This window comes from Halorussus litoreus (assembly GCF_003382685.1).
In the GTDB taxonomy this organism is placed as follows: domain Archaea; phylum Halobacteriota; class Halobacteria; order Halobacteriales; family Haladaptataceae; genus Halorussus; species Halorussus litoreus.
This window is the reverse complement of sequence record NZ_KZ859507.1, coordinates 45,725-71,526: the sequence shown is the minus strand read 5'-3', so window position 1 is coordinate 71,526 and position 25,802 is coordinate 45,725. Positions and strand designations below refer to the sequence as shown.

Below are 25,802 nucleotides of genomic sequence, written 5' to 3'. Positions count from 1 at the left end.
CGATTCTGGGACAGCGAGCGCTCGGTGACTCTGACCACGGGGATGTGCTCGGTTAGACAGACCACCGTCAAGAGCGCCGCGAAACCAACCACAGGTTACGCTCGGCGACCCAAACCACCGGGTGGGACTTTCGGAAAAGAGGATGCGGTTCTGTCGGGATCAGATCTCCTGAGCTGAGAAAACTCCGTCTCTACTCCCGGTCTTTCGACTTCCCCTCGAACCGAACCGTCGAGTCCGGGCCGACGAAGTACGTCGCGTACTGCGTGAAGTAGTCGGCGTGGAGGGTCGTCTCGTTCTCCCCGCCGGTGTTCGAGTAGGCGCTGCACCAGACCACGACGCGGTAGCCGACACCGTACTCGGTGACCGTATCGACCTCGCACTGCTGGTGTACCTCGCTCGTCTCGTCGTAGTACAGTCCATTGTACACGTGGCGTCGCTCGTAGGTCGCCACGTACTCCCGGACGCGCTCGGCGGTCAGGTCGTCCGGGCGCTCCGGTGGAGACTTCGGTCCGTCGTTGAAATCGACCGTTCCCTCCGGGAGCGAGGTCTCGACGGTCACTGAATCCGTGGTCGAGTCGGTGCTGGTCACACCGGTCGTCTCGGCGGACGTTCGGTCGGTCGTCGCTGGTTCGCTCGTCGTCACCTCCGTCGTCGGCACAGTCGTCCCCGTCGCGGAGTTCTCGCCGGATTCGTCTTCGTCGAGCGCTCCGGAGACGCATCCCGCGAGCGCTCCGGCGAGGCCGACTGCGCCGAGGTGGAGGGCGCGGCGTCTCGACGGTGGCACGTCCTGCGCGTCTCGGCGGTGCGGTAAATACTTTCTCCGGCGCGGAGCCAAACTTATTCGTCCCCGGCCTTCGTGGCGGCGGACATGTCCTCGCCCGAAGGAAACTCCGGCTCAGGGGGCCACCGACTCCGATTCAGGTCGGTCTCGTGGCCCTCGCTGTCCTGGTGATCCTGTACAGCATCTTCGTAATGACCCAGCCGCTCCTCGGCGTGACGTTCGCCACGTGGCTACTCGGACTCTACCTGCTCTACAGATTCCTCCAGTTCGCGACGCGATTCGTCAGCGCGGTCGAGCGCATCGCGGACGCGCTGGAGCGCCGGAACGGCGAACTCTGATCCGGTCAGTCGACGCGGGGACTCGCTGGTCACGACCGGAGAGGACTCCCGGGCCACAACCGAAATCATCGCTCGCGCCGAACGCCCGGCCATGAAGTACCTCGCCGCGGTCGACGGCTCCGAATCCAGCATGGACGCGCTCCGGTACGCGGTCGAGCAAGCGGCCGCGACCGGGGCGTCGGTGGACGCGGTCAGCGTGGTCGTGCCCGAGCAGTTCTTCACCGGCGGCGACGACCCGCCGATGAACTTCACGGAGATGGCCGACGAACTCGTGGCCGAGGACATCGAAGACGCCGAGACCGAAGCGCAGGAGATTCTGGACGGGGCCGAGCAGGTCGGCGACGACACCGGCGTCACCGTCGAAACTGGGATGCTGTACGGCGAACCGGTCGACGAGATCGTCGAGTACGCCGAGCGCGAGGGCGTGGACGCGATCTTCGTGGGCCATCGGGGACTCTCGGAAGAGTACGAGGGACTGGTCGGCAGTACCGCGAAGGACGTCGTCGGGGCGGCGTCGGTGCCCGTGACGGTGGTGAAGTAGGTGCTATTAAAACAGGGTAGCAGGTATAAGAAGAAGCCTCGATATGGGCCGCATAGCGAACGACGAAGTAAGAATCGGGGGAATTTTACCGAACCCGTCGATAGTCGAGATAATGCCCTCCGAAACGAACGCACTCCTTCGCTCGATCCGTCATTGGCTGCTAGTCGTCGCGTTTCTGCTCGGAATCGGAATACTCACGCTGGCTCACATTGGATATCTCCAGAACGTAACCCGTCTCCTGTACTGGCAGAGTCTCGTATTTAGTATCGCTGGCGTACTCGGCGGTGTCGTCGCACTTGCTGCAGGAGTGAAGATACTTGGTAGCTACTCCGGTTCTAATTCCGACGGACTGTCAGGTAAGTGATCGAGTCGCTCGATACGCGCGGTTTACGTATCGTCCCACGGCACTCGACCAAAATCCGCCCGCTCCGGTACCCTGATACACCCCCGAACCGTCGGCCCACCCATGGACGTGGAGATCTCGCCGTCGACGCTCTCGGGGGTCGCGCGCGCACCGTCGTCGAAGAGCTACACCCATCGGGCCATCCTCGCCGCGGGCTACTCCGGCGGCGCGCTGGTGTACGACCCGCTCGTGAGCGCAGACACCAAGGCCACGATGCGCGCGGTCGAGGCCTTCGGCGGTGACGTGACCCGAGAATCGGACCACCTCGACGTGGACGGCTTCGACGGTCGCCCCGAGGTACCGGGCGACGTGGTCCGGTGTGCGAACAGCGGGACCACGATGCGACTCGTGACCGCGACCGCGGCGCTCGCGGACGGCACGACCGTCCTGACCGGCGACGACTCACTGCGCTCGCGCCCGCACGGCCCGCTCCTTTCGGCCGTCGCGGACCTCGGCGGTCGGGCCGAGAGCACGCGCGGGAACGGACAGGCACCGCTCGTTGTGGAGGGCCCGATCTCGGGCGGCACCGTCTCGATGCCCGGCGACGTGTCCTCGCAGTTCGTCACCGCCCTGCTGATGGCGGGCGCGGTGACGGAGGATGGCATCGAAGTCGAACTCGAAACCGAACTCAAGTCCGCGCCGTACGTCGACATCACCCTCGAACTGCTCGACGAGTTCGGCGTCGAAGCCGGGAAGCGCCAAGCGGATGGTCGCGACAGCTACTGCGTCGAGGGCAGCCAGTTCTACGAACCCGAGGACGGCGAGTACCACGTGCCGGGCGACTTCTCCTCCATCTCGTACCTGCTGGCGGCCGGAGCTGTAGCTGCCGAGGAGGACGAGACGGTCCGCGTGCGCGGCGCGTACCCGAGTGCGCAGGGCGACAGCAAGATCGTCGGCGTGCTCGGTCGGATGGGCGCGGACGTGGACTGGAACCGCGACGACGGGATACTCACGGTCGAGCGCTCGTCGCTGTCGGGCGTCGAGGTCGACGTGGGCGACACGCCCGACCTGCTGCCGACCATCGCGGCGCTGGGCGCGATCGCGGACGGTGAGACGCGCATCGTCAACTGCGAGCACGTCCGGTACAAGGAGACCGACCGCGTGACCGCGATGGCCGAGGAGTTGGGGCATCTCGGCGCGAAGACCGAGGAGAGCGCCGACACCCTGACCGTGGTCGGCGAGGAGTCGGACCTGTCCGGCGGCGTGGTCGACGGCCGGGGCGACCACCGCATCGTGATGGCGCTGTCGGTCGCGGCGCTGGCGTGCTCGGGACCGACGATGATCTCCGGCAGCGAGCACGTGGACGTGTCGTTCCCGGACTTCTTCGACGTGCTGTACGACCTCGGCGCGACCGTCGACAGGTAATCGCGGTGGAAACTTTCGGGATTCAGCTCGCGCTTGGCGTCGTAGTCACCGGCTCTGTTTGCCGACTCGAACGCCTTTTAGCGGTCGTGGCGAAAACCACGGGTATGGCTACCTTTCGCTCGTTCGAGGGGCTCCGCGACGCGCTCGCGGACGCCGACTTCGACCGGCCGCCAGTTATCGTCGCCAACGCGCACGTCACCGGACTGAGCGTCGCTCGCGCGCTGAAAGCCCGCGACGTGCCGGTCGTCGCAATCGACCGCAACGGGAAGGGCGTCGCGCCGTACTCGGAGGCCGTCGACCTCGCCGGACGGGTGACGTATCCGCTCGACGACGAGGACGGTTTCCGCGAGGACGTGGAGGCCCTCGCGGCCGAGATGGAGCACGAGCCGGTCGCGTTCGCCTGCATGGACGAGTGGGTCCACGCCTTCTCCCGGACCGAACCGGAAGGCGTCCGGCTCCCGTTCGCCGACCGCGAGGTGGTCGACCGCGTGCTCGACAAGGAGTCGCTGTACGGCATCGCCGAGGAGTTGGGCGTTCCGTACCCGGAGACGTACCGCATCGCCGAGACGGACCCCGGGGCCGGGACCGGCCCCGACGCCGAGAAGCACTCTGGCGGGGAGGAAAGAGATAGCATCCCCGCCAGCGAGGCCGCCGACCGGCTCGGCTTCCCGCTCGTGGTCAAGCCCGCGCTGAAGCGCAAGTTCGAGGAGGCCGTGGGGACCAACGTGGTCGAGGTCGCCGACGAGGCCGAATTCGAGGACGTGGTCGCGAACGCCGCCGACGCGGGCATCCGCGTGATGGCTCAGGAGAAGGTGCCCGTCGAGCGCGGCGAGGACTGCTCGCTGGCGTCCTACGTCCCGGAGTCGGGCGACCCCGTCAGCTTCGTCGGGAACGCCCGCGTTCGCTACCCGCTCGGGTTCGGCACCTCCTCGATGGTCCAGCGAGCCGACGACGCGGCCGCCAGCGAGGTCGAGGAGAACGCGCTCGCGGTGCTCGACGAAACGGGCTACTACGGCATCAGCGAAGCCGAGTTCGTCTACGACGGGTCTCGCGAGGAGTACGTCCTGCTCGACGTGAACACCCGACCGTGGAAGTGGATCTCGCTGCCCGTGCAGGCGGGCGCGAATCTCCCGCTGGCGGCCTATTCGGACGCGGTAGGTGAGGACTACGAGGAAGGCGACATCCGGGACGCTCGCTGGGTGTATCTCGCGGACTACCTGAAGGCCCTCGACACCGACGGCTTCGTAGACGTGTTCGGCCGCGACGACTGGCTCGCGCTCATGTCGGGTGAATTCGAGGCCAGCGACGACCTGACGACCGGCGTGTATCGCCCGAGCGATCCGGGACCGGCGTACCAACTGCTGGACACCGAGTTCGGCACGCAGGAGTACTACTGCTCCTGCTGACACGACCGGCTCGATTCGGCGAACGACCGTGGATTCGAACCTTCGGACAGCTACCGTGGCTCCGTTCCGAGGTCAGGAGTTGGTCCCGTTTCGACGGGGTCGCAACCCCGAGCGAGGGCCCCGTAGAGTCCGATGTCGTCGCCGAGGTCGGTGGTCCTGACGTCGGGCGCATCGACGTATAGGAAGTCGTCGAGGTGCTCGCGGATACCGTCGAGCACGACACGCTGATTGTTTAGCGCCACCCCGCCGCCGAGCGTGATCAGACCGGGATTGAAGGCGTTGCACAGCGTTCCGATACCGGCGGCGTTGTACCGGCCGATCTGCTCCAGATACTCCTCGGCGACCTCGTCGCCGTCGTCGGCCGCCTCGAAGAGGTCCGGCGCGGTCAGGTCCTCGACGCCGTCGAGCACGGTCGGCCGCTCCTCGTTCCGGAGCCGTCGGGCGACGAACTCCGGAATCCCTCGTCCAGAGCAGACGGCCTCCCACGCCCCGGGGACGCCGAAACTGTCGAGGCCGGTCGCCGGAGCCACGGGGAACAGCCCGACCTCGGCGGCCTGTCCGGACTCGCCGCGCACGGGTCGTCCTCTGTCGACGACGCCAGCCCCGATTCCGGTACCGAACGTGACGTGCGCGACGGACTCGTACTCGTCGCTGGCTCCGAAGCGCCACTCGCCGAGCGCCGCCGCGGTGCAGTCGTTCTCGAGGAACAGCGGCAGGTCCAACTCGCGCCGGACGGTTCCCGCGAGGTCGACGTCGCGGACCGACGTGCCCTCCCGGGTGTCGAACTCCCGAACGACGCCGTTGGCGTGGTCGACGAGGCCGGTACACGAGACCGAGACCGCCGAGAGCGACCCCGGCGTCTCCCGGTCCAGCGCGCGCACGGTGCGGACGACCCGAGATGCGAGCGCGTTCGCCCGCGTTCGCTCGCTCCGAACGTCGGTCAGGAACTCCCCGGACGGGGTGCCGACGGCGTACCGGAAGTTCGTGCTCCCGATTCCGAACGCGGCGATGGTCTCCATGTGTTCGATTCGTAGACGAAGGCCAACAACCTTGTTATGTGGTGATTGTCGGCCCGCGCCCGCACCGGTCGGAGGGAGCTACGGTGCAGGATCGTGTCGTCGAGCGACGACACAGCGACCGTCCGAGATGCACCCGGCATCTCGCCGGTACCCCCGCTTTTTGGGCCTTCGGCGACTTCGAAGCGAACAATGAGAAGCGACTACATCCACCTCAACCTGTTCACGATGAACTCGGTCGAGCACGTCACGACCGGCAACTGGCGCACGCCGGGCGACCAGTCCCACCGCTACATCGACACGGAGTACTGGCTCGACGTGGCGCGGACCGCCGAGCGCGGGGGCTTTGATGCGGTGTTCTTCGCGGACGTGCGGGGCATCTACGACGTGTACGGCGGCGACAGCGAGACGGCCGTCGAGAAGGCGGTCCAGACGCCAGCGAACGACCCGCAGGCGCTCGTCCCCGCGATGGCGACCGTCACGGACAACCTCGGATTCGCAGTCACGCGCTCGACCACCTACGTCCATCCCTATCAGCTCGCGCGGGAGCTCTCGACGCTCGACCACGTGACCGACGGTCGCGTGGCGTTCAACATCGTCACGTCGTACCTCGAAAGCGCCGCGCGGAATCTCGGGCTCGACGAGCGGATGGACCGCCAGACGCGATACGACCGCGCCGACGAGTTCATGGACGTCTGCTATCGGCTGTGGGAGGAGAGTTGGGACGACGACGCGGTGGTCCGCGACAGGGAGTCGGGCGTCTACACCGACCCCGAGAAGGTGCGGGGCATCGACTTCGAGGGCGAGTACTTCTCGGTACCGGACGCCCACAGCTGCGAGCCATCTCCCCAGCGCACGCCGGTGCTGTATCAGGCCGGGTCGTCCGACAGGGGCCGCGAGTTCGCCGCGGACAACGCCGAGGCCGTGTTCGTCAGCCAGCCCACCGAGGAGGGCGTCAGGGACTACGTCGCGGACCTGCGCGAGCGCGCCGCCGAGCGCGGCCGCGACCCCGACGAACTGCGATTCTTCCCGGGAATCGTCCCCGTCGTCGGCGAGACCGAGGAGATAGCGCAGGAGAAGTACGAGGCCTACGCAGAGAACGTCGATTACGAGGCGACCCTGGCGCTGCTGGCGGGGTTCATCGACCTCGACTTCTCGGAGCTCGACCCCGATCAGAAGGTCGAGCACATCGAGACCGGCGCGATTCAGGGAGCCATCAACGCCTTCACGAAGAACGACCCCGACCGCGACTGGACCGTGGGCGAAGTCGCGGAGTTCGCGGGACTGGGGTCGACCTCCCCGGTCATCGTCGGCAGTCCCGAGCAGGTCGCCGACGAACTCCAGCACTGGTTCGAGGACGTGGGCGTCGACGGCTTCAACCTGAAGGAGGTGGTCCGTCCCGGAACTCTGCGGGACTTCGTGGACATGGTCGTGCCGGAACTGCGCGAGCGCGGGCTGGTCCGCGAGTCCTACGAGGGCGAGACGCTCCGCGAGAACCTGTTCGAGGAGAAAGGCCGGACGCGACTCGCCGACGACCATCCTGCGCGAAACTGAGACGTACTGCGTTCGAGGCGGCCCAGAGACGTACTGGATTCGATACTGCCCATATCACAATTTTTAACCCGCGTGAACATACCGCATCCGATAGAGTATGGCAACTTCGACACGAGGTTTCGTCGACGGCATGGCGAATCGCGCGAACCCGGCGTTCGCAGCGGGCGTGCTCGCGGTCCCGCTGTTCGCACTCGTCTACGGCGTCACCGTGGGGTCGCTCCACCACCTGAACTACGTCCACGTGATGGCCGGGGTGATGTGGACCGGCGTGGACCTGTTCATGGGTCTCGTCCTCGGCCCGGTCATCGGCGGGCTCGCGGTGAAACAGCGCGCGCAAGTGTTCCAGCGACTCACGCCCAAGACGACGTTCCTGATGCCGTCGCTCGCGTTCGTCACAATCTTCGGCGGGGTCACGCTCGCCCAGCGACTCGGCAAGTTCCCCCACGCAGACCCGTGGATCGCGCTGATGAGCACCGCTATCTCTGTTCCGGTGGTGCTCCTCATCGCGGCGCAGTTCGACGCGCTGACGGATCGGCGAACGCTCACGATATTCGGCGTCGTGGCGGTCGGCCACGCCGCGTGGCTGGTCCAGACGCTCCCCGAGTTCGCGATGACGTCTCACGCCATCGCGGCCGCGCTGGGCATCGTCACGCTGCTCTCGGTGCTGGGCTTCGGCGTGCTGCTGCCGGGCGAGATCCGGATGTACCTCCAGATGACCTCGGAGAACCCTGACGAGGAGGTCATCAGCGAGATCGGGATGCGCAACGCCAAGCTGGCCGGCGTCCAGGGCGTGCTCCAGCTAGCGATCATCTTCGTGATGGTGTACGTCCGGTTCTGAACCGCTTTTTTGAGTTTGGTTCTGACGCGCGCTCCTGATTTTGAACCACGGCGCGTGCAGACGCGGCCACGAGAGGCCGCGCCGTCAGCGCATGCCTGACGAGAGAAAATCCACCGAGCCCATCCACGTTGAAGCCAGTAGGTGAAACGCCCGTTTGACTCTCGGGAAGATACTCAACCCCGTCAGTCCAACGTCCGCACATGAATCGACGCCGCCTGCTCGCCGCGCTCGCCGGCACTGGACTCGCGGGAGTCGCCGGATGCGTCTCGCTGGACTCCGCACCGGATGCCGGAACCGGTCCCGGGTCGAACGCCCTCGCCGACGCGAACGTGAGCGTGCCGGAAACTGGAGCACCGCCGGACGTGGACGCGCCGACCGACGACTTCGTCGCCGGGAACGCGAACTTCGGGTTCGCGCTGCTCGACCGTCTCGCCGACGACTCGCCGGACGAGAACCGATTCCTCTCTCCCTACAGTATCGGCGTCGCGCTCGCGATGACCGCTGCCGGGGCGCGCGGGACGACCCGCGAGACCCTCGTGGAGACGATGCGATTCCCCGCGGTTGGCGAGGACCTCCACCGAGCCTGTGCCGCACTTCGGGCCGACCTCCCGCTCGCCGACGACGGCGAAGAATCCGCCAGTACGACTGACGGGGACGAAACGACCGAGTCGGGCGAGTCGGAGGGAGCAGCGGGCGAGTCTGCCGAGAGCGAGTTCACCCTCGCCGGCGCGAACGCGATGTGGGGACAGACCGGCTACCCGTTCCGCGAGGACTTCCAGCGCACACTCACGCAGTACTACGGCACCGGCCTCGGCGCGGTGGACTTCAGGGAGGACCCCGAGGCGGGGCGCGAGGCCATCAACGCGTGGGTGGCCGAGCGGACCCGCGAGAAGGTGCCCGAACTGTTTCCCAAGAACACCATCGACCAGAGAACGCGGCTCGTGCTCGCCAACGCGGTCTACTTCAGGGCGAACTGGGCCGAGGACTTCGAGGCGGATGACACCCAGCGCGAGACGTTCACCGCGCTCGACGGCTCGACCGGCGAGGTCCCGATGATGCGTCAGGAAGAGAGCTTCCCGTTCGCCGAGGTGGAGGGCGGGAACGAGGCTGACGAGGCGAACGAGGCTGACGGGGCGAACGCGGTGGGGGGGACGAAGGTGCTCGAACTCCCGTACGACGGCGGAGACGTCGACATGGTGCTGCTGATGCCGCCCCGCGAACAGTTTCGGGAGTTCGAGCAATCGCTCGACGCCGACCGGCTCGACCGACTCGTCGACGCGACCGAGCGGCGGGGGGTCGAGGTCGGCCTGCCGCGATTCGAGTTCCGGTCGCGCCTCGGACTGGCCGACCACCTCCAAGCAATGGGGATGACCACGGCGTTCACGCGCGAGGCGAACTTCGACGGCATCGCCGAAGGGGACGCAGACGACGAGCTCGCGCTCGGTGCCGTCCGCCACGAGGCGTACGTCCGCGTCGACGAACAGGGCACCGAGGCCGCCGCGGCGACCGGCGCCGAGGTCGTGATGACGAGTGCGACCAGTGCCGACGCGGAGTTCGTCGCCGACCGGCCGTTCCTCTTCGTCGTCCGCCACGGGACGACCGGCGCGCCGCTGTTCGTCGGTCGGATGGTCGACGCGACCGCGGCCCAGTAAGTTGCAGTAGGGTTTTTGTTCGGCCCCCGAAACAGAGACCACATGACCGACTCGCTCGAAATTCTGTTGACGAACGACGACGGGATCGACAGCCCCGGCATCCGTGCGCTGTACGACGCGCTCTCGGAGGTCGGCAACGTCACGACGGTCGCGCCCGCCGACGACCAGAGCGCGGTTGGCCGCGCGATGACCTACGAAGTCCCGGTCCACGAGCACGAACTCGGCTACGCTGTGGAGGGGACGCCCAGCGACTGCGTGGTCGCGGGGCTGGCCGAACTCGGCCCGTACCCCGACGTGGTGGTTTCGGGCTGCAACGAGGGCGCGAACATCGGCGCGTACGTCCTCGGTCGCTCGGGAACCGTCAGCGCGGCGGTCGAGGCCGCGTTCTTCGGCGTGCCGGCCATCGCGGCGTCGCTCCACATCCCACAGACAGACTGGGGCCGCGACACCGAACCGGAGGAGTACGAGGAGGTCGGCGAGGCAGTCCGGTATCTGGTCGAGAACGCCCTCGACGCCGGAGTGTTCGAGGAGGCCGACTACCTCAACGTCAACGGGCCGATTCCGACCGACGGCCACACTCCGATGGTCGTCACCCGGCCGTCGCACGTGTACGACATGGACGCCAGCCGCGAGGACGGCGTGGTCACGCTTCACGACGAGACGTGGTCGCAACTTGAGTCCGACAGCCTCCCGGACCCGGAAGGCACCGACCGCCGAGCGGTGTACGAGAGCAAGATCAGCGTCTCGCCGCTGACCGCGCCCCACACCACCGAGCACCACGACGCGCTGGACGACCTCGCCGAGCGGTTCTGAGGCCGAGAAGCCTGTTCCCCTCGGAGAGCAGTTCCACGGTTCGTCTTTCTCGGGACGTTCGACACTCCTCTTTCGTCGCGGTGGAGTTCCCTCTCACCCCGATAGAGGCCTGTCACTCGGTTCCTCAAAACAATGCGAACGCATCAAAATGGTCACTATTCATACGAATCGTGGGCCGTAACTACCACGATGCAAACGAACGCGCGGACGCGACTCGACGAGCAGTTCGAAGCGTTGGCTCACGTGGAGCGACGCAGGCTTCTCGTCGCGTTGTTCCGGGGCGGACCGGACGGAACCGTGCCGAGCGAACGCGTCGTCCTCGAAGTGGAGTCGTGGGCAGGCGACCGGGAGGCGGCGTCGCTCGTCGCACTGCGGCACAGGCATCTACCGAAGCTCGAAGACCTGGGATTCATCGAATGGAATCAGCAGGACCGTCTGGTGACCGAGGGACCGCAGTTCGGCGAGGTCGAACCGATGCTGGCGCTGCTGGACGGGAATCGAGACGAACTGCCACCCGACTGGCTGTAATTTCCGGACGGCCGACCCACGAGTCGCACGGCACGGCCTCAGTGGACGTTCTTGTGGCTATTTTTCGTCGTATCAGAAACTGCCACCGTGAGGTGACAGCGTGGCGCGCTCGATGTGGTTGGGCCAGACGAGCGCACCGTCTACTCCTTCCTAGCACGGACACAAGTAGTTTGTGTGATTAAGTGGGTTACAGCCTGAGCGGGCGACAGACGGTCAGACACGAACCCTTATCCCTCGGAAACGCAACTATCAGATACGGTTCGTGGTTGGGCCCATGACGCAGGAACAAGATAGAGCAGAGACGGTGAGTCTGTTACAGGACCTCGGGTTGAAAGAGTACGAAGCGCGGTGTTTCATCGCGCTCTCGCAGGTCCCCTCGGCGACGGCCAAGGAGATCAGCGACCTCTCGGAGGTGCCTCGGACGCGCGTGTACGACGCCGTCCGGGTCCTCGAAGCGCAGGGGTTGGTCGAGGTACAGCACTCGAATCCCCAGACGTTCCGCGCGGTGAGCGTCGACGAGGCGGCGTCGACCCTCCGCCAGCGGTACGACGACCGCATCGAGACGCTCGAGACGTACCTCGACGACATCGACATCGAGGACGGCAAGTCGACCGAGCAGATGCAGGAGGTGTGGTCGCTCACGGGCCACGAGGCCATCGAGTCCCGGACCCTCGAACTCGCCGAGAACGCCGACTCGGAGATCGTACTCATCGTCGTCGAGGAGGACATCCTTACCGACGCGCTGCTCGAACGACTGGAAGCCGCGATGGCCAGGGGTGTCGACGTCATCGTCGGCGGACTGACGGCGTCGACCGTCGCCCGTATCGACGCCGTCCTTCCCGCCGCGAGGTCGTTCGAGACGGACCTCGAGTGGCTCGTCAGCTCCGAGGACGGCTCGGCGGTCGCGATCAGCCGACTCCTCCTCGTCGACCGGTCGAATCTGCTGGTGAGCTCGTACTATCCGTCCGGCGGCTCCGACGAGAGCGTGAACGAACAGGCCGTCTTCGCCAACGGGCTCCACAACGGCGTCGTGGTGCTGATCCGCCGCCTCGTCTCGTCGGGCCTGCTTCCCGCTCGGGATCCTGCGCAGTAGCCCCCACTCCGTTTCTCGTCTCCGTCTCCGTTTACCACTCCAATCTGGAGGCCACCAGTCGCGCAGAATCCGAGGGATGAAATCGGGGGAGGTTCATCGAACAACTATGTCCCAGACGTTAGTCGACCTGCTGGAAGGGAACGCCGAACACGCCAGCGAGTTCGAGTCGCGGTTCGACGACGTGCAGGACTCCCAGCGACCGGAAGCAGTCACCGTCTGCTGTTCGGACTCGCGCGTTCTGCAGGACCACGTGTGGAACAACGACGAGCCCGGACGCATCTTCACGTGCGGCAACATCGGTAATCGGGTCGTCCAGCGGACTGACTCCGGCGAGGCGAACTCTGACGATGAAGCCCCGAGTGAAGTCGTCTCGGGCGACGTGCTCTACCCCATCGCCCACACCGAAACCGACACCGCGGTCGTCGTGGGCCACACCGGCTGCGGAGCCGTCACAGCCACTTACGACGCTCTGACGGGGGAAGTCTCCGAACCGCCCGGAATCGAACACTGTCTCGACCTGCTCAAGCCCCACCTCGAAGCGGGCGCGGAGCTACTCTCCGAGGACCTGAGCCGCGCCGAGGCGATAAACAGGCTCGTCGAGTACAACGTCGACCGGCAGGTCGAGTTCCTCGTCGAGAGCGAGGAGGTCCCCGACCACGTCGACGTGTACGGCGTCGTGTACGACTTCCAGGACGTGTACGGCGGGCGTCGCGGCGAGGTCCACGTCGTCAACGTCGACGGTGAGACCGGCGTCGAGATGCTTCGAGACGAGCATCCGGAGTTCGCGTCGCGGGTCGACCGGCTCTGGGAGTACTGAGTCAGGGCTGTAATTCGCGCGACGACCCGCTGTTCTCTGCGGGGAACAAGTTCGACATCCAAACGTTCTTGAGCGACTTGGCGAGATGATGCTGTAATGCGACGCGATTCCAGTTCTACGACCGGGAAGCGCAGTCCCTCGTTCGTTCACTTGCTCTTCGTCTGGTTCCTCGTCGGGTCGTCGTTCTCGAGTCTCGGATGGAGCGTAGCCGATGCAGTTCCGGTCGCGGGTCCCGTCTCGTCGATGGAAGCCGGACTGCTCTTCGCAACGGTGGTCGTCGTCGGTCTCTGGCTGGCCGGGTTCCGTCCCTCGATATCGACGAGCGCCGGGTACTTCATCGCCGAAACGGGTCTCCACTACCTGTTGATTCTCGGCGGCGGCCTGCTGTTGTTCTCTGGAGGTGCGCGTTCACCGTGGCAGGAGATCCTGCTCCGAAGCCTCTCGATAGCGCTCGCGGCCGCGCTCGTCTTCACGGACTCGGGGAGACGACTGCGCGGACTCGCGCGGGGACTCGCGCGAAAGCTCGTGAAGACGCCTCCCGAGCAGCACCAGTAGATACTCTGGCGTGGATACTGCCGCCAGTCACCGACTCTCGCGTTGTTCGACCTCGTTCGTGTCCGAAACAGACATGGCATATTTCGCTCAGTCTACCGCTTTCAGACACAGTGCCGACGCATTCAATTCATCTCCAGTTTTTTAACCACCGTCGCAGGATTTCCCTGAACGACGACCTCCTCAGGCACGTCCTCGGTTACGACCGCGCCGGACGCGACAACGGCGTCGTCGCCGACCGTCACGCCGGGGTTGAGAATCGCTCTGCCGCCAATCCAGACGTTGTCACCGACTGTCACCGGTTTTCCGTACTCCGGCCCCTCGATTCGCTCGGTCGCATCGAGCGGATGCGTCGCCGTGTAGATGTGGACGCCCGGCCCGATTTGGCAGTTGTCCCCGATATCCACCCGGCAGACGTCCAAGACGACGCAGTCGAAGTTCGCGTAGAAGTTCTCGCCGACGTGGAGGTTGTAGCCGTAATCACAGCGAAACGGCGGTTCGATCTCGCACTCGTCTCCGAGCGACCCGAGTAGCTCCTCCAACAGTTCCCGTCTCTCCTCGTGGTCGCTCGCAGTCGTGTTGTAGCGTCGCGTGAGGTCGCGCGCCCGTTCGCGCTCGGCCACGAGTTCCGGGTCGTCGGCGTCGTAGAGGTCCCCGTTCAGCATCTTCTCCTTTTCGGAGGTCATGGGTCTCCGTGTTCTCCTTCTGCCGAGAAAAGAGACGGGGATCGTCCGGGGCGAACGACCGTCGGGCTCTCTCGCTCGCTACCTGCTTTCACGCTGCTCGACCTTGTTCAACTCGATCAGCAGCCTGAAGATCGCCTTCACCAGATTCGCGTCCACGTCGAACTGCTCGGCGTTCTCGCCCGCGCGATCCATCACGCGCTGCTCCTGATCCTCGTCGGTCGTCGGCATCTCCCGCTCGGCCTTGACCTCCGCGACCGTCTCGGCCACGTAGGTCCGGCGGGCGATGAGTTCGACGATCTCTCGGTCGATGCTCTCGATCTCCCCGCGGAGTTCCGCGAGGCTCATCTCCTCTGGGTGCCGTCGTTGCGTGTCGTCGTCAGCCATGTTGTTCCCTCTCGTTCGTTCCAGCGGTCCTGCACTCGCTCCAGTAGCGCGCGCTCGCCCACCGCGACGAAGCTCGGGCCGGTGCCCGACAGCGAAACGCCCCGGGCGTCCGGGAGCGCCTCGACCATCGGCTCGGCCGAGAAACCCAGCGCCGCGCAGAAAGCGAAGCCGTTGACCGTCATCGCCTCGCCGTACCGCCCGTCGAGCGCGAGGTCCGCGACGACCTCGGCGACCGGCGCGACTCGTTCGCAGCGCGCGACGTCGGCGTCGGCGCTGAACGCCTGCTCGGGCGGCGTCCAGACGAGCACGTCCCACGAGACCTCCTCGCGGGCGAGCAGTTCGTCGGTCCGGTTGTCGGTGACGGTCACGCCCCCGAGCATGCTCGCGCTCGCGTCGTCGAACGCGCCCGTAACCGTCACGCCCGCGTCGCGGGCCGCGCGCACCCCGAGCCGGCAGGCGTCCTCGCGCTCGACCTCGTCGGCGACCCCGAGCGCGTCGAGCGTCGCCAGCACGGTGGCGTTGGCGGCGGCGCTGGAACTCTTGAGTCCCGCCGCCATCGGCACCTCGCTCTCGGTCCGGACCGAGCCGCCCGACACTCGTTCGTCGCCATATTCCGCGACAGTAAGTTCGACGCAGCGCTCGACGAGCGCCGTGTCGGCGTCGGGGTCGTCGGCGACCTCGCCGATGACCTCGCCCGAGGCGTCGAGTTCGACCGCCGCGGTCGTCTCGGCGTCGATGGCGAAGGCCGAGCCTCTGCCCGACGCGAGGGCGTTGAGGACCGTTCCCGCCGCGGGTGCGACTGCCCGGCCGTCCATGGTGGGTCGTCTCTCACGCGGGGTATTGACGCTGGTGGTTGGTGCAAGGGCGCAGGTGGTTCACTGGAGATCGCACTCGTAGTTGCTACGGGAGCGTGTTCACTGTTCGTGCCCGAGCACGCTGTCGTCACGTAGCGTAGCGCTACCGCTCATTTCACCTCTGACGTGACGGTGGAAAAACCTTATACTGTTGGGGAAGCAATAATTAGTCATGACACAGCGGTCTCGGCGGTCCATCCTGCGGGCCGGTGGCGGGCTCGCGCTGGCGGCCTCGCTGGCCGGATGTACCGGTAGATTCGACGTTTCCGCCTCGGCGGAGGCCGGAATCCCTGGCGTCGAGGACGGCGAGGTCACCGACAAGCACGCGTTCGCCACCGCCCACAGTGACTCGCTGTCTGCCCGCAGCGGGACCGTCGAGTGGACCAGAGCGTCGCTCGACCGCGAGACCGGCGACGCCAAAACGCACTCGGTCTGGACAGTTCGCGTGGAGGGTGACCGCGTCCACGCGACCATCGACGGCAGGACGCTGTGGGGCTGGTCCGACGTCGACCGGGTCGAATTCTACTTCGGCGAGGACTCTACCACAGTGTTCTGGCGCAAGCGCGTCGACGGCGAGTGGGAGGCGATGATGGCCGAACCGCAGGAAACGGGCATCTCCAAGAGCGGTTACACGGGCAGATCGAGGCTCGAAGTCGTCGACCTGCACGAAATCGGCACGGAGACGGTCGGCGGGGAGGAGCTGACCCGATTCGGCAAGACCAGCCAAGCGCCAGACGACGAGAAATCGGTGTGGTACAGCATTCAGGCGCTGGTCGACGACGACGCGCTCGTCCACAGCTTCCAGGAGACACTCGACGGGACGGAGCGGAACGGCCGTCGCTTCACCGAGTGGCATCTCGCGGACCTCGACGAAACGACCGTCGAGCGGCCGGACTGGGTCGACGGGGTCGGGGAGTAACTGGCCCCGACTGTCCGTCCGCCGAAACGCACTCCTTTTCCCGACTCCGACCGAATCCCCGGCCATGAGCGCGCGCAACGACGTGGCCCCGGACACCCTCGGCGTGGAACTCACCGAGGGCGGCATCGTCGTGGAGTACACCGACGGTCGGAAGGTATTCTACCACGGCGTACCCGAGAAGGTCGACGGTACGCTCCGCACCCAGCCCGGCAAGCTCGTCCAGATTCTCGTCACCGACCCGACCGAGACGGAGGGCGTGCTGACGTACGTCAACGACCGCAACACTCACGACGACATCCTCGAAACGTCGGGCGTGGGCCGGGTGATGCTCGACTCCGGCGAGGAGGAGGAGCTGTTCCCCGGCGTCACGGTGCGCGTGGACGGCTACGCCATCGAGGTCGAGGCCGACCCGGAGGCGGCGCGCGGCCGGGTGTTCGTCTTCGAGGAGGACGAACTGGACGAGGCCTCGTACGAACTGGTGAACGAGGACTGAGTTCGAGGAGAGTTCGATTCATGCCGCTCCACAAACACTGGCAGGACCTCTCTCGGGCGACGGTCGGCTCGGCCCCGAACCAGTACGGCGTGTACGAACTCGGCGACGCTGACGGCGCGGTGCTGGAGGTCGGCTGGGGCATCCTCAGCGACGAACTCAAGGACGCGCTGGCCTACGGTTCGGGCGAGCAGGTCCGCTGGGACACCGCGCAAACGAAGGCCGAGGCGAAAGAGCGGGCAGCTGAGCACCGCGAACGCGCCGGACTGTAATTTCTCTGGCTCCGCTCTTCTTACCTCCAGACGCCCGCTAGTTCTTGTCTCCTTCCGGCGCGTGCAGGCGTCTGCGCGAGGAGACCGAGCGCAGGCTCGTGGGAGCGTCGCTCCCACGGCGCGGCTTCATGCCGCGCCAAACCGCGCGAGGGTTGAGTAGCGCAGGCCGGAACGGAGTGGAGTCCTCGGGAGCGCAGCGACCGAGGGCACGGCAGTCGCAGCCCGCACAGGCAGCGCGGCGCATCGCGCCGCGGAACAGCGAGTGGTGGAACCGCGAGCCGGAGGCCGAGCAGGACCGTCTGCCGGCGGCCGAGCAACGCAAGCGGTTGGGGAGGACGAGGCTTCCTGTCGCGGTGCGGTCGCGGTCTCTCCGATGCTCAAGCAATAGCTAGCCACCCCAAGTCACTCAATTCTGCCGCGGTCACAGTTCATCATTCGTCCTCCAAAACAGAATCACCGAATCGACTTCCAAAGCGCTCGTCGCCCACCGAATTCGGAGCGAACGCGACGCTAGAGACGCAACGCTACTGGATGTACGAGGGGTCTTCCTGATCGCAGTTCTCCTCGTGCTGGCGCGCGTCGGACTCGTCGTCGAACATCATCCCACACCCCTCGCACTTGTACCACGTCACGCCGTCGCGATCGGTTTTGGCGACCATGTTCGAAGCTACACGGTCGCGCGACTAATCCCTTGCCCCGGCGAATCGACTGACTATGTGGGGTTCGGTCAGCACATCGGATGGATTCGTGACGGCGAGTGAGGGTGGGCGGTCGCTTCTGCATCGATTTTGGAGTGACCGCGACCGTACCGTACAGCACCGCCATCACGCCGCAACCGCGACTGCACCGCGACGGGATGATTTTGGGTGACGAGAGCGCTAGCTTCTGCTTGCGCCTCGGCGTGACCGCACCGCTACCGCACAGCACGGACCTCAGGCCTCCCCAGCCGCCTGCGTTGCTCGCTTCGTTGTCTCCGAAAATCGCAGAATTTCGGGATGACGAGAGAGCGAAGCTCTCTCGAACCACGCTACTCGTCCCTCGCGCGCGTCGCGCGGCGCACGAGAGCGCCGTCAGCGCACGCGCTGACGACCCTCGCCTCGTTTCACTCGTCGAGACGCCGTGGGAGCACCGCTCCCACGAGCCTCGGCTCGCGACGCTCGCCGAGACGCCGCGCCGCACGCGCCGGGTGGAATGATAACCAGCGCACGCCGATCACGTGTCCAGAGAACCCGAATTCGGAGTCCGAAATCCGGTCTGTCCGGAAAACCACGGACGAACGCGACGACTTGGTGACGAGGCGCGAGGGGAACCCTCAAGACCCAAGCGAACCGAGTGGCTGACATGACGACGAAGGGTTCCGCCGCGGTCGAGTTGACCGTCCAGGGTGCGGAGAAGCGCGACGCGGGCCGGGGCATCGCTCGGATCCCCGAGTCGGCCCGGTCGGCGCTCGGAGTGCTGAGCGGCGACACCGTGGTCGTAGAGGGCGAACGCGACACCGTGGTCAAGGTGTGGCCCGCTGGACCGGACGTCCGGGCCGGCACTGTCCAGATCGACGGCGAGTCGCGGGCCAACGCCGGCGTCAGCATCGGCGACGCGGTGACGGTCCGGCCGGTCACCATCGATGACGCCGCCTCGGTCGCGCTCGCGCCGACCGCCGCGTTCGAGGCCGACGACCGCGACACGCTGGAGCGCGCTCTCAAGCGCGCGCTCCGCGACAGGCCGGTCAAGGAGGGCGAGCGCGTCCGGGTCGAGCGCCTGGGCGACTACGGCACGTTCCACGTCGCGAGCACCGACCCCGACGGCGAAGTCCGCGTGACCGACGACACCAGCGTCACCGTGTCGGGCGTCTCCGGATCCGGTGGAGGAGCTGTGGGCGGGGCTGGGTCCAGTTCCGGTTCTACTGCAAATTCGGGCTCGACAGGCGGCGGCTCCAGCGGAATCTCTATCCCTGTCGGGGGTAGTCCGACGGGAGATGGCGACGCGGCCGGCGAGACCACCGGCGCGACTTACGAGGACATCGGCGGGCTGGAAGAAGAGTTAGAGCGCGTCCGCGAGATGGTCGAACTCCCCTTGTCGAACCCCGCGCTGTTCCGGCGGCTCGGCATCGACCCGCCGAAGGGCGTCCTGCTGTACGGCCCGCCGGGCACCGGCAAGACGATGATCGCCCGTGCGGTCGCCAACGAGGTCAACGCCCACTTCATCGACATCTCCGGCCCGGAGATCATGAGCAAGTACAAAGGCGAGAGCGAGGAGCAGCTCCGCGAGACGTTCCAGGAGGCCCGGGAAAACGCCCCGACCATCGTGTTCTTCGACGAGATCGACGCCATCGCGGGCGAGCGCGACGAGGAGGCCGACGTGGAGAACCGCGTGGTCGCCCAGTTGCTCTCGCTGCTCGACGGCCTCGAAGGCCGCGGGCAGGTCATCGTCATCGGCGCGACCAACCGCGTCGACTCCATCGACCCCGCGCTGCGCCGCGGCGGGCGATTCGACCGCGAGATCGAGGTCGGCGTGCCCGGCGAGGCCGGCCGGCGCGAGGTCCTGGAGGTCCACACCCGCGGGATGCCGCTGGACGACGACGTGGACCTCGACCACCTCGCCGCGACGACCCACGGCTTCGTCGGCGCGGACATGCAGGCGCTCTCGACCGAGGCCGCGATGGCCGCGCTCCGACGGGCCCGCGACGCGGGAGCCGACGAGGACGCACTGCTGGACGTGGAAGTCACCCGCGCGGACTTCGAGACCGCGATGGCGTCGGTCGAACCGTCCGCGATGCGGGAGTTCGTCGCCGAAGCGCCCGACATCGGCTTCGAGGACGTGGGCAACTTGGAGGAGGCCAAGCAGACGCTCACCGAGGCGGTCGAGTGGCCGCTCGCGTACCGTAACCTGTTCGCCGCGACGAACACCGACCCGCCGTCGGGCATCCTGCTGTACGGCCCGCCGGGCACCGGCAAGACCCTGCTCGCGCGAGCGCTCGCGGGCGAAAGCGACGTGAACTTCATCCACGTCGACGGGCCGGAACTGCTAGATAGGTACGTCGGCGAGAGCGAGAAGGCGGTCCGGGAGATCTTCGACCGCGCACGGCAGGCCTCCCCGGCCATCGTGTTCTTCGACGAGATCGACGCTATCGCGGGCGAGCGCGGCTCCGGGATGGGCGGCGGCGCGGAGGTGTCCGAGCGCGTGGTCTCGCAGCTGTTGACCGAGATGGACGGCCTCGCGGAGAACCCCAACCTCGTCGTCCTCGCGGCGACCAACCGCCGGGACGCGCTCGACCGCGCGCTCCTCCGGCCCGGCCGACTCGAAGAGCACGTCGAGGTGCCCGCGCCCGACGAGGCGGGCCGGCGGGCCATCCTCGCGGTCCACGCCGACGACAAGCCCCTCGGCGACGACGTGAACCTCGACGACCTCGCGGCGGACCTGGAGGGGTACACCGGCGCGGACCTCGAAGCCGTCGTCCGGGACGCCTCGATGCGGGCCATCCGGGAGGCCGCCGAGGCGTGGGGCGTCGAGCAGGCCGACGAGAACGCCGACGAGATTACGGTCGACGCGAAGCACTTCGAGGCCGCCGTCGAGAAGGTCCACCCGTCGCTGAGCTGAGCTAAGACTGTTCGTCCCGATTCCTGCTGGAGTCCTTCACCGACGGAGCACTCGTTTTAATTTCACTTTTCGCTCTAGATTTAAATTACGTCCGTTCGGTGGTTTAATTGCAACCATGACGAACGACTCCCCCGACGACAGTCGACGACAGTTCCTGAAGAGTGCAGCAGCGCTCGGCGTCGGCGCGCTCGGCGTCCCCCTGCTGTCCCGCGAGGGCAGCGCGCAGTCGGACTCGGACTCACCCGGTCCGGAGAAGTTCCGCGTTACCGGTCACGAGATCGTCAAGATGCAGGTGACGCCCGACAGCGTGACAATCGAGAAGCGCAAGGTCAGCGACGACCTCGCGCGGCGGTACGGGCTCACCCCGCCGGTACTCACGACGACCGAGACGTTCGACCGGCCGAAACCCGAGGCCGACGACCTCCCGCAGCGGGCGACCGAGACGACCAAGCGGCCGTGGGACACCTACTACGCGAAGACCGACGAGTGGAAGGCTCACTTCGAGTCGACGCGCGGCGTCGGCACCGAGGACCACGACCCCGACGAGAGCGATCAAGACTACGGCATCTGGGAGTACGAGGCGGTCGACGGCGGCTACGAGACCAGCGCGCCGATGAACATCATCTCCGAGAAAGGGGCCAACGACGTCGCGGGCGTGCTGACGAGCAACGGCTGGACGGACAGCGTGGTCCAGTACAACCGGTACGCGTGGAACAGCGACACGTACTCTTTCGAGCAGCAGCACGAGTCGGTCGCGACCGGGACGTTCGGCTTCCTCGGGCGCGAGCACCTCAAGATGTGGGAGTTTGGCGGCTACGTCTCTGGCTCGGCCCACGTCGACAGTTCGGTGCCACACGAGGCGACCTCGTTCGAGGATGCCGAGCAGAGCATCGAGGGCATCTTCGACGACGAGGCGGGCTGGTCGGGCTATCAGGACTACTACTACATGGACAACGGGTACAAGCTCGACCACGACAGCTACGCGACGAAGCTAGTCAAGTACTGAGTCGACGGCGAACCCCCGAGCAGACCGAACAGCCTCCACGGCCACCTCTCACACGAGCACGCTTTCCCCGACCACGCTTTCCCCGACCACGCTTTCCCCGACCACCTTTATTTCGATGCCTGTCCAACGAATCAGTATGGAGATACTCGCCGCGCTCCGGCCCCGTCGCAGCCTCGCGCTCCCCCTCCTCGTGTTCGCGGTCCCGGCGCTGTACTTCGTCTACCGCGATGCGGCGATGAGCTGTCCGGCGGGACAGGCGTGCCTCGCCCCGACCCACGCGGGCTACGCGCTGGCCGCGCTCGCGGGGAGCTACCTGCTCGCGGTGGGCGTCCTCGCGCTGGTGGACGCCCCGTCGCTCGCCGAGAGCCACCCGTACGCCCGGCTCGCGCTCCGGCCGACCGACCGCACGCTGGCGATCCTCGGCGTCCTCGCGCTCGCCATCGCGGCCTATCTGGCCGCCACGCTCGTCGCGACGATTCCGGCGTGGCTCGACCTCGCGCTCACCCCGCTCGGCCTGCTCGTCGGCCTCCCGCTGGTCGTCGTCTACGGCGGGATGACCGTCGTGACGAGCGCGCTCTCGACCGAACCGTCCCTCCTGGTCCAGTCGGCCGTGGTTGCGCTCTCGCTCGGCCTGACCGGCGCGTGGCTGTTCGCGCTGGCGACCGGCGCGAGCGGCCTGCTGGTGTCCGCGGGCGCGCTCGGTGCGGGGTCAAGTTAGTTGGACTTGGATCACCCGACCACCGGGTTCGGCTCGTGTACCAAACCACGCCCTGGCGGACTGAAAGGGCGAGGCGCGGTCGCGTTCAGTTTAGTCGCCTCAGCGCGGCCAATATCTCGCGCCCGCAGAACTGCGGGCGCGAGATATCCCGCAGAGCGACCGCGACCGCGCCGAGGGCTTTCGAAGACCTGTCGTCGGTTGCGTAGTCCCCGACTGCGCCGAGAGCTTTCGAGAAAACGTTTCCCGATGCGCAATCTTCGAGCGCGCCGAGCACTGTCGAGGCCATAGGAGTGCAGGTCGTTCCCGCACCGTGTGTGCCGGTCGTTCCCGGCATAGAGAATACGACGTACGAAACGGGAACAAGGTTGAAGCGTAGCGCCACGCAAAAGGAGGGTAGGTGGGGAATCAATGGATATCGCCGACGCCGTTACGACCGAGTACGTTGACGTGAACCCCGGAACCCGAGTCGGGAAACTCAGGGGAATCTTCGACGAGGACCAGACCCTCGAAGGCATCGTGGTCCGCGGAGAGGGCAAGTTCGACGGGCTCGTCACCCGGAAGGAACTGGTGAGTTCGCACCACGACCCCGACCAGAAGGCCCAGTCGGTGGTTCGGAATCCGCCGAAGGTCAGCCAAGACGAGGACGTACGCGAAACCGCGCGCCTGATGGTCGAGAACGAGTTCAAGCTCCTCCCCGTGTTCGATGGCGACCGGTTCGTCGGCGTGGTGACCGCCGACGACCTGCTGGAGATGGTCCACGAGAACCTCGCCGCGCTCGACGTGTCGGACGTGTACACCCAGGACGTGGTGAGCGTCGAACCCGACACCGAGATCGGCGAGGTCATCCACGTCGTCCGGACGCACAAGTTCACGCGCGTCCCGGTCGTCGACGGCACCGACGCCGTGGGGATGATCAGCCTCTACGACCTCGTGGAGTTCACGACCCGGGAGCTGAATCAGGAACAGGGCGGCAACGCCAACAACGCCCAGGATTCGTTCGGCGGCGGCGTCTCGAAGAGTCAGGGACGAACCCACGGCGGGTGGGGCGAGCGGTCTGGTTCGCAGGCTAAACTGCTCGCGCTGCCGGCGCGCGACGTGATGAACTCGCCATGCGCGACCATCGGCCTCGACGCGGGCCTCGACGAGGCGCTCGGGGAGATGAACGAGTACGGCTACTCGTCGCTGATCGTCGTCCCCGACGACTTCGAGTCGCCGTCGGGCATCGTGACCACGACCGACCTGCTCCGGGCGCTGACGTGGACCGGCGAGGAGGAGGTTGCCGACGTGCAGGTGTTCGGCGTGACCCTGCTCGACGACCTCGACCGCGGGGATATCGCCGACCGCGTGGACGAGATCGACGGCAAGTACGAGAAGATGGACATCCTCGAAGCCAACGTGCGATTCCACAAGCACAAGGAGCGCCACCGCGGAACGCCGCTCATCCAGTGTACGGTCCGGTTGTTTACCGACGAGGGTATCTTCTCGGGGACCGGCGAGGAGTACGGCGCGCGCGCCGCGTTCAAGAAGGCCGCCAATATCGCCGAGGAGAACGCCCTGGAGAACAAGAAGCGGGCCTCGCCGCGCAACCAGACGACCAACGAGGGCGAGCGCGAGCGCGCGGCGAGCCTCGTCGAGTGGTGGACGGCAAACGAGACGTAGCGCGAGCACCGTCGCGTGGCCCGCGATATCGCCCGTTCGCCCGAGAGGTTCATCGCCCACGGAAAATTTTACATATAACCTGTGCAATAATTGTAAATACTGTTTTGAAGTCGGTATCGGAGTGTCGAAACGGGAACTCCCCGGTTTCGAGATGAACGATTCCAAGCGAGCGAGCGACGGTCCGAGCCGTCGCCACATGATACAGCGGGACGAACGCGCCACCGAGGCGGTCGTCGAGGCGGTCGCGACCGCCGAAGGCGTCGACAGGGACTCGCTTCCGGCGCTCGGCGCGAACCTCGACCCGGACGCGCTCGACGACCTCTTCGCTTCCAGAACGCCCTCCCCAGTCGCGGGGCTCGTGTTCACGAGGACCGACGAGATATCGAACGACCTCGAAGTCCAGTTCCGCTACGCGGGCTACCACGTGACCGTCACCGAGAACTACGTCCTTCTGGAGTGAACAGCCCCCGCGGAATCCTCCTCATCGAACGCGACGTTCAGCTCCGAGAAAGGGTAAAATCGGCGTTTGAGCTTACGGAAGACCCTTTGAAGTAGCTCCACAAGTGGCGGGTATGAACCGCCGAGCCCTCCTCCGGCGCACCTCCCCGCTGGCATCGCTGGCGTGTCTCGCCGGCTGTCTCGGAAGCGCGAGCCGCGACCCCGCAACTGGCGACCGCACAGAACGAACGACCACGATTCGAGCGGTCGAGACGACTGCGAGCACGAGTGGAACGACCACCGAGCCGAGCGAGACGACCAGAGACGATTCCGACGGATCCGACGACTTCTCCGGCATCGACCCGGCCGCGGAGGACCCGTTCCAGTCGCTCGCGGTGGGGGACCGTGAGTCGGTCGCGTTCCCCGACAACAATCGTCCCCACGACGTGCGGGTCTGGAACGACGCCGACGAATCGCGGGAACTCGTCGTTCGCGTCTCGCGCGACGCGACGCAACTCCTCGACAGAACGGTCGAGTTCGACGGCGACGCCTCCCTCGAAGTCGCGCTGAACGAACCCGGCGATTACCAGGTCGCGGTGGGCCTCGCGGGCGAACAGCCGACCACGGTCCGCGTCGAGCGTGCGCTGTTCGACTGCAACGCCTCGGCGACCGACGCGCGCGTCGCGTCCGACGGTCGCGTCGAGACGGTCACGCAGTCAACGATGATGGGCTGTGCCGAACCAAAAGTCGCGGCGATCGAGCTCTCGGTCGACGAGGGAACCTGCGGGACGGAGAACGGCGCGTCGGTGTCCTTCGACGGCGAGCAGGTCCGAGTCGAGGGGACGGTCAGGACGCCCGATCCGGGGTACGACCTCGAACTCGCGGACGCGAACTACGACGCAGATTCGGGCGAGCTGACGGTCCAGGTTCGGGCGACCGAGGGCGACCCCGTCGGCGTCCAGTGCGTCGGCGAGGTCCCCTACGAGGCGACGGTAGACTTCGAGTACGACCTGCCGGGCGAGGTCGTCGTGGTTCACGAGAGCGGGGAGGAGAGCGAGGAAGTGGCTCGGACGAGTCGGTAGATT

Annotated in this window: 28 protein-coding genes; 21 read left to right on the top strand and 7 right to left on the bottom strand. The window is 66.6% G+C overall.

All coding sequences use genetic code 11. The features are described 5' to 3' along the window. Nucleotides 1–190: 190 nt before the first annotated feature. Nucleotides 191–784, bottom strand: a complete 594-nt coding sequence (locus DPQ64_RS03285) for a hypothetical protein (protein WP_115862931.1) — start codon at nt 782–784, stop codon at nt 191–193. A 188-nt stretch (nt 785–972) separates the two neighbouring features. On the opposite strand from DPQ64_RS03285, the gene DPQ64_RS03280 reads away from it, so the two are divergent. From DPQ64_RS03280 to DPQ64_RS03265, 4 genes are all read left to right on the top strand, one after another. Then, nucleotides 973–1,119, top strand: a complete 147-nt coding sequence (locus tag DPQ64_RS03280; RefSeq protein ID WP_232820469.1) for a hypothetical protein — start codon at nt 973–975, stop codon at nt 1,117–1,119. A 91-nt stretch (nt 1,120–1,210) separates the two neighbouring features. Then, a complete protein-coding gene (locus tag DPQ64_RS03275; RefSeq protein WP_115862930.1) occupies nt 1,211–1,660 on the top strand; it encodes a universal stress protein in 450 nt (149 codons plus the stop codon). 466 nt (nt 1,661–2,126) lie between these two features. Beyond that, nucleotides 2,127–3,428 (top strand): 3-phosphoshikimate 1-carboxyvinyltransferase, encoded by a 1,302-nt coding sequence (gene aroA, locus DPQ64_RS03270; protein ID WP_115862929.1) that lies wholly within the window; start codon nt 2,127–2,129, stop codon nt 3,426–3,428. A 104-nt stretch (nt 3,429–3,532) separates the two neighbouring features. After that, nucleotides 3,533–4,834: a carboxylate--amine ligase gene (locus tag DPQ64_RS03265; RefSeq protein ID WP_115862928.1), complete on the top strand. Its 1,302-nt coding sequence runs from the start codon at nt 3,533–3,535 to the stop codon at nt 4,832–4,834. A gap of 50 nt (nt 4,835–4,884) precedes the next feature. On the opposite strand, the gene DPQ64_RS03260 is transcribed toward DPQ64_RS03265, so the two are convergent. Then, the gene (locus DPQ64_RS03260) at nt 4,885–5,853 is read right to left on the bottom strand and encodes an ROK family protein (RefSeq protein WP_115862927.1); all 969 of its coding nucleotides are present in this window, start codon (nt 5,851–5,853) and stop codon (nt 4,885–4,887) included. Between the two features lie 189 nt (nt 5,854–6,042). On the opposite strand from DPQ64_RS03260, the gene DPQ64_RS03255 reads away from it, so the two are divergent. From DPQ64_RS03255 to DPQ64_RS03220, 8 genes are all read left to right on the top strand, one after another. Next, the gene (locus DPQ64_RS03255; RefSeq protein ID WP_115862926.1) at nt 6,043–7,404 is read left to right on the top strand and encodes an LLM class flavin-dependent oxidoreductase; all 1,362 of its coding nucleotides are present in this window, start codon (nt 6,043–6,045) and stop codon (nt 7,402–7,404) included. A gap of 130 nt (nt 7,405–7,534) precedes the next feature. Continuing rightward, nucleotides 7,535–8,242 (top strand): hypothetical protein, encoded by a 708-nt coding sequence (locus DPQ64_RS03250; RefSeq protein WP_115862978.1) that lies wholly within the window; start codon nt 7,535–7,537, stop codon nt 8,240–8,242. 200 nt (nt 8,243–8,442) lie between these two features. After that, a complete protein-coding gene (locus DPQ64_RS03245) occupies nt 8,443–9,894 on the top strand; it encodes a serpin family protein (RefSeq protein WP_115862925.1) in 1,452 nt (483 codons plus the stop codon). Nucleotides 9,895–9,936: 42 nt separating this feature from the next. Beyond that, nucleotides 9,937–10,707, top strand: coding sequence for a 5'/3'-nucleotidase SurE (gene surE, locus DPQ64_RS03240; RefSeq protein WP_115862924.1), 771 nt, complete (start codon nt 9,937–9,939; stop codon nt 10,705–10,707). A gap of 189 nt (nt 10,708–10,896) precedes the next feature. Continuing rightward, nucleotides 10,897–11,235, top strand: a complete 339-nt coding sequence (locus tag DPQ64_RS03235; protein ID WP_115862923.1) for a DUF7344 domain-containing protein — start codon at nt 10,897–10,899, stop codon at nt 11,233–11,235. Nucleotides 11,236–11,509: 274 nt separating this feature from the next. After that, nucleotides 11,510–12,328, top strand: coding sequence for a TrmB family transcriptional regulator (locus tag DPQ64_RS03230; RefSeq protein WP_115862922.1), 819 nt, complete (start codon nt 11,510–11,512; stop codon nt 12,326–12,328). Between the two features lie 106 nt (nt 12,329–12,434). Then, nucleotides 12,435–13,145 (top strand): carbonic anhydrase, encoded by a 711-nt coding sequence (locus tag DPQ64_RS03225; protein WP_115862921.1) that lies wholly within the window; start codon nt 12,435–12,437, stop codon nt 13,143–13,145. A 96-nt stretch (nt 13,146–13,241) separates the two neighbouring features. Beyond that, nucleotides 13,242–13,700, top strand: coding sequence for a hypothetical protein (locus DPQ64_RS03220; RefSeq protein ID WP_115862920.1), 459 nt, complete (start codon nt 13,242–13,244; stop codon nt 13,698–13,700). Between the two features lie 122 nt (nt 13,701–13,822). Here the strand turns inward: DPQ64_RS03220 and DPQ64_RS03215 are convergent, their stop codons facing one another. The 3 genes from DPQ64_RS03215 to DPQ64_RS03205 form a co-directional block, all read right to left on the bottom strand. Then, the gene (locus DPQ64_RS03215; protein WP_115862919.1) at nt 13,823–14,383 is read right to left on the bottom strand and encodes a maltose acetyltransferase domain-containing protein; all 561 of its coding nucleotides are present in this window, start codon (nt 14,381–14,383) and stop codon (nt 13,823–13,825) included. Between the two features lie 78 nt (nt 14,384–14,461). Then, a complete protein-coding gene (locus DPQ64_RS03210; protein WP_115862918.1) occupies nt 14,462–14,767 on the bottom strand; it encodes a chorismate mutase in 306 nt (101 codons plus the stop codon). Next, entirely contained in the window at nt 14,725–15,582 is an 858-nt protein-coding gene (locus DPQ64_RS03205) for a shikimate kinase (protein ID WP_115862917.1), read from the bottom strand. Before DPQ64_RS03205 ends, DPQ64_RS03210 begins: the two co-directional genes overlap by 43 nt. Before the next feature lie 211 nt (nt 15,583–15,793). On the opposite strand from DPQ64_RS03205, the gene DPQ64_RS03200 reads away from it, so the two are divergent. The 3 genes from DPQ64_RS03200 to DPQ64_RS03190 all read left to right on the top strand — a co-directional run bounded on the left by DPQ64_RS03200 (nt 15,794) and on the right by DPQ64_RS03190 (nt 17,302). After that, a complete protein-coding gene (locus DPQ64_RS03200) occupies nt 15,794–16,540 on the top strand; it encodes a twin-arginine translocation signal domain-containing protein (protein ID WP_115862916.1) in 747 nt (248 codons plus the stop codon). Nucleotides 16,541–16,604: 64 nt separating this feature from the next. After that, on the top strand, nt 16,605–17,033 hold the full coding sequence (locus DPQ64_RS03195; protein ID WP_115862915.1) for a DUF5796 family protein: 429 nt from the start codon (nt 16,605–16,607) through the stop codon (nt 17,031–17,033). Nucleotides 17,034–17,053: 20 nt separating this feature from the next. Continuing rightward, nucleotides 17,054–17,302, top strand: coding sequence for a DUF7508 domain-containing protein (locus DPQ64_RS03190; RefSeq protein WP_115862914.1), 249 nt, complete (start codon nt 17,054–17,056; stop codon nt 17,300–17,302). A gap of 524 nt (nt 17,303–17,826) precedes the next feature. On the opposite strand, the gene DPQ64_RS19720 is transcribed toward DPQ64_RS03190, so the two are convergent. Continuing rightward, a complete protein-coding gene (locus DPQ64_RS19720; RefSeq protein ID WP_269814464.1) occupies nt 17,827–17,961 on the bottom strand; it encodes a DUF7128 family protein in 135 nt (44 codons plus the stop codon). 682 nt (nt 17,962–18,643) lie between these two features. Here DPQ64_RS19720 and DPQ64_RS03180 point away from each other — a divergent pair. The 3 genes from DPQ64_RS03180 (at nt 18,644) to DPQ64_RS03170 (ending at nt 22,620) form a co-directional block, all read left to right on the top strand. Further along, a complete protein-coding gene (locus DPQ64_RS03180; RefSeq protein WP_115862912.1) occupies nt 18,644–20,896 on the top strand; it encodes an AAA family ATPase in 2,253 nt (750 codons plus the stop codon). 115 nt (nt 20,897–21,011) lie between these two features. Next, nucleotides 21,012–21,902, top strand: coding sequence for a twin-arginine translocation signal domain-containing protein (locus tag DPQ64_RS03175; RefSeq protein ID WP_115862911.1), 891 nt, complete (start codon nt 21,012–21,014; stop codon nt 21,900–21,902). A 136-nt stretch (nt 21,903–22,038) separates the two neighbouring features. Next, nucleotides 22,039–22,620: a hypothetical protein gene (locus tag DPQ64_RS03170; RefSeq protein WP_115862910.1), complete on the top strand. Its 582-nt coding sequence runs from the start codon at nt 22,039–22,041 to the stop codon at nt 22,618–22,620. A gap of 85 nt (nt 22,621–22,705) precedes the next feature. Here DPQ64_RS03170 and DPQ64_RS18535 read toward each other — a convergent pair whose 3' ends face one another. Then, nucleotides 22,706–22,954, bottom strand: a complete 249-nt coding sequence (locus tag DPQ64_RS18535) for a hypothetical protein (protein ID WP_157971569.1) — start codon at nt 22,952–22,954, stop codon at nt 22,706–22,708. Nucleotides 22,955–23,028: 74 nt separating this feature from the next. Here DPQ64_RS18535 and DPQ64_RS03165 point away from each other — a divergent pair, with 74 nt between their 5' ends. The 3 genes from DPQ64_RS03165 to DPQ64_RS03155 all read left to right on the top strand — a co-directional run bounded on the left by DPQ64_RS03165 (nt 23,029) and on the right by DPQ64_RS03155 (nt 25,799). Next, nucleotides 23,029–24,279 carry a CBS domain-containing protein gene (locus DPQ64_RS03165; protein ID WP_115862909.1) on the top strand — a complete coding sequence of 417 codons (1,251 nt, stop codon included), beginning with the start codon at nt 23,029–23,031 and terminating at the stop codon, nt 24,277–24,279. Nucleotides 24,280–24,430: 151 nt separating this feature from the next. Beyond that, nucleotides 24,431–24,739, top strand: a complete 309-nt coding sequence (locus tag DPQ64_RS03160) for a HalOD1 output domain-containing protein (protein ID WP_157971568.1) — start codon at nt 24,431–24,433, stop codon at nt 24,737–24,739. Between the two features lie 112 nt (nt 24,740–24,851). Continuing rightward, a complete protein-coding gene (locus DPQ64_RS03155; RefSeq protein ID WP_115862908.1) occupies nt 24,852–25,799 on the top strand; it encodes a hypothetical protein in 948 nt (315 codons plus the stop codon). Nucleotides 25,800–25,802 lie beyond the last annotated feature (3 nt).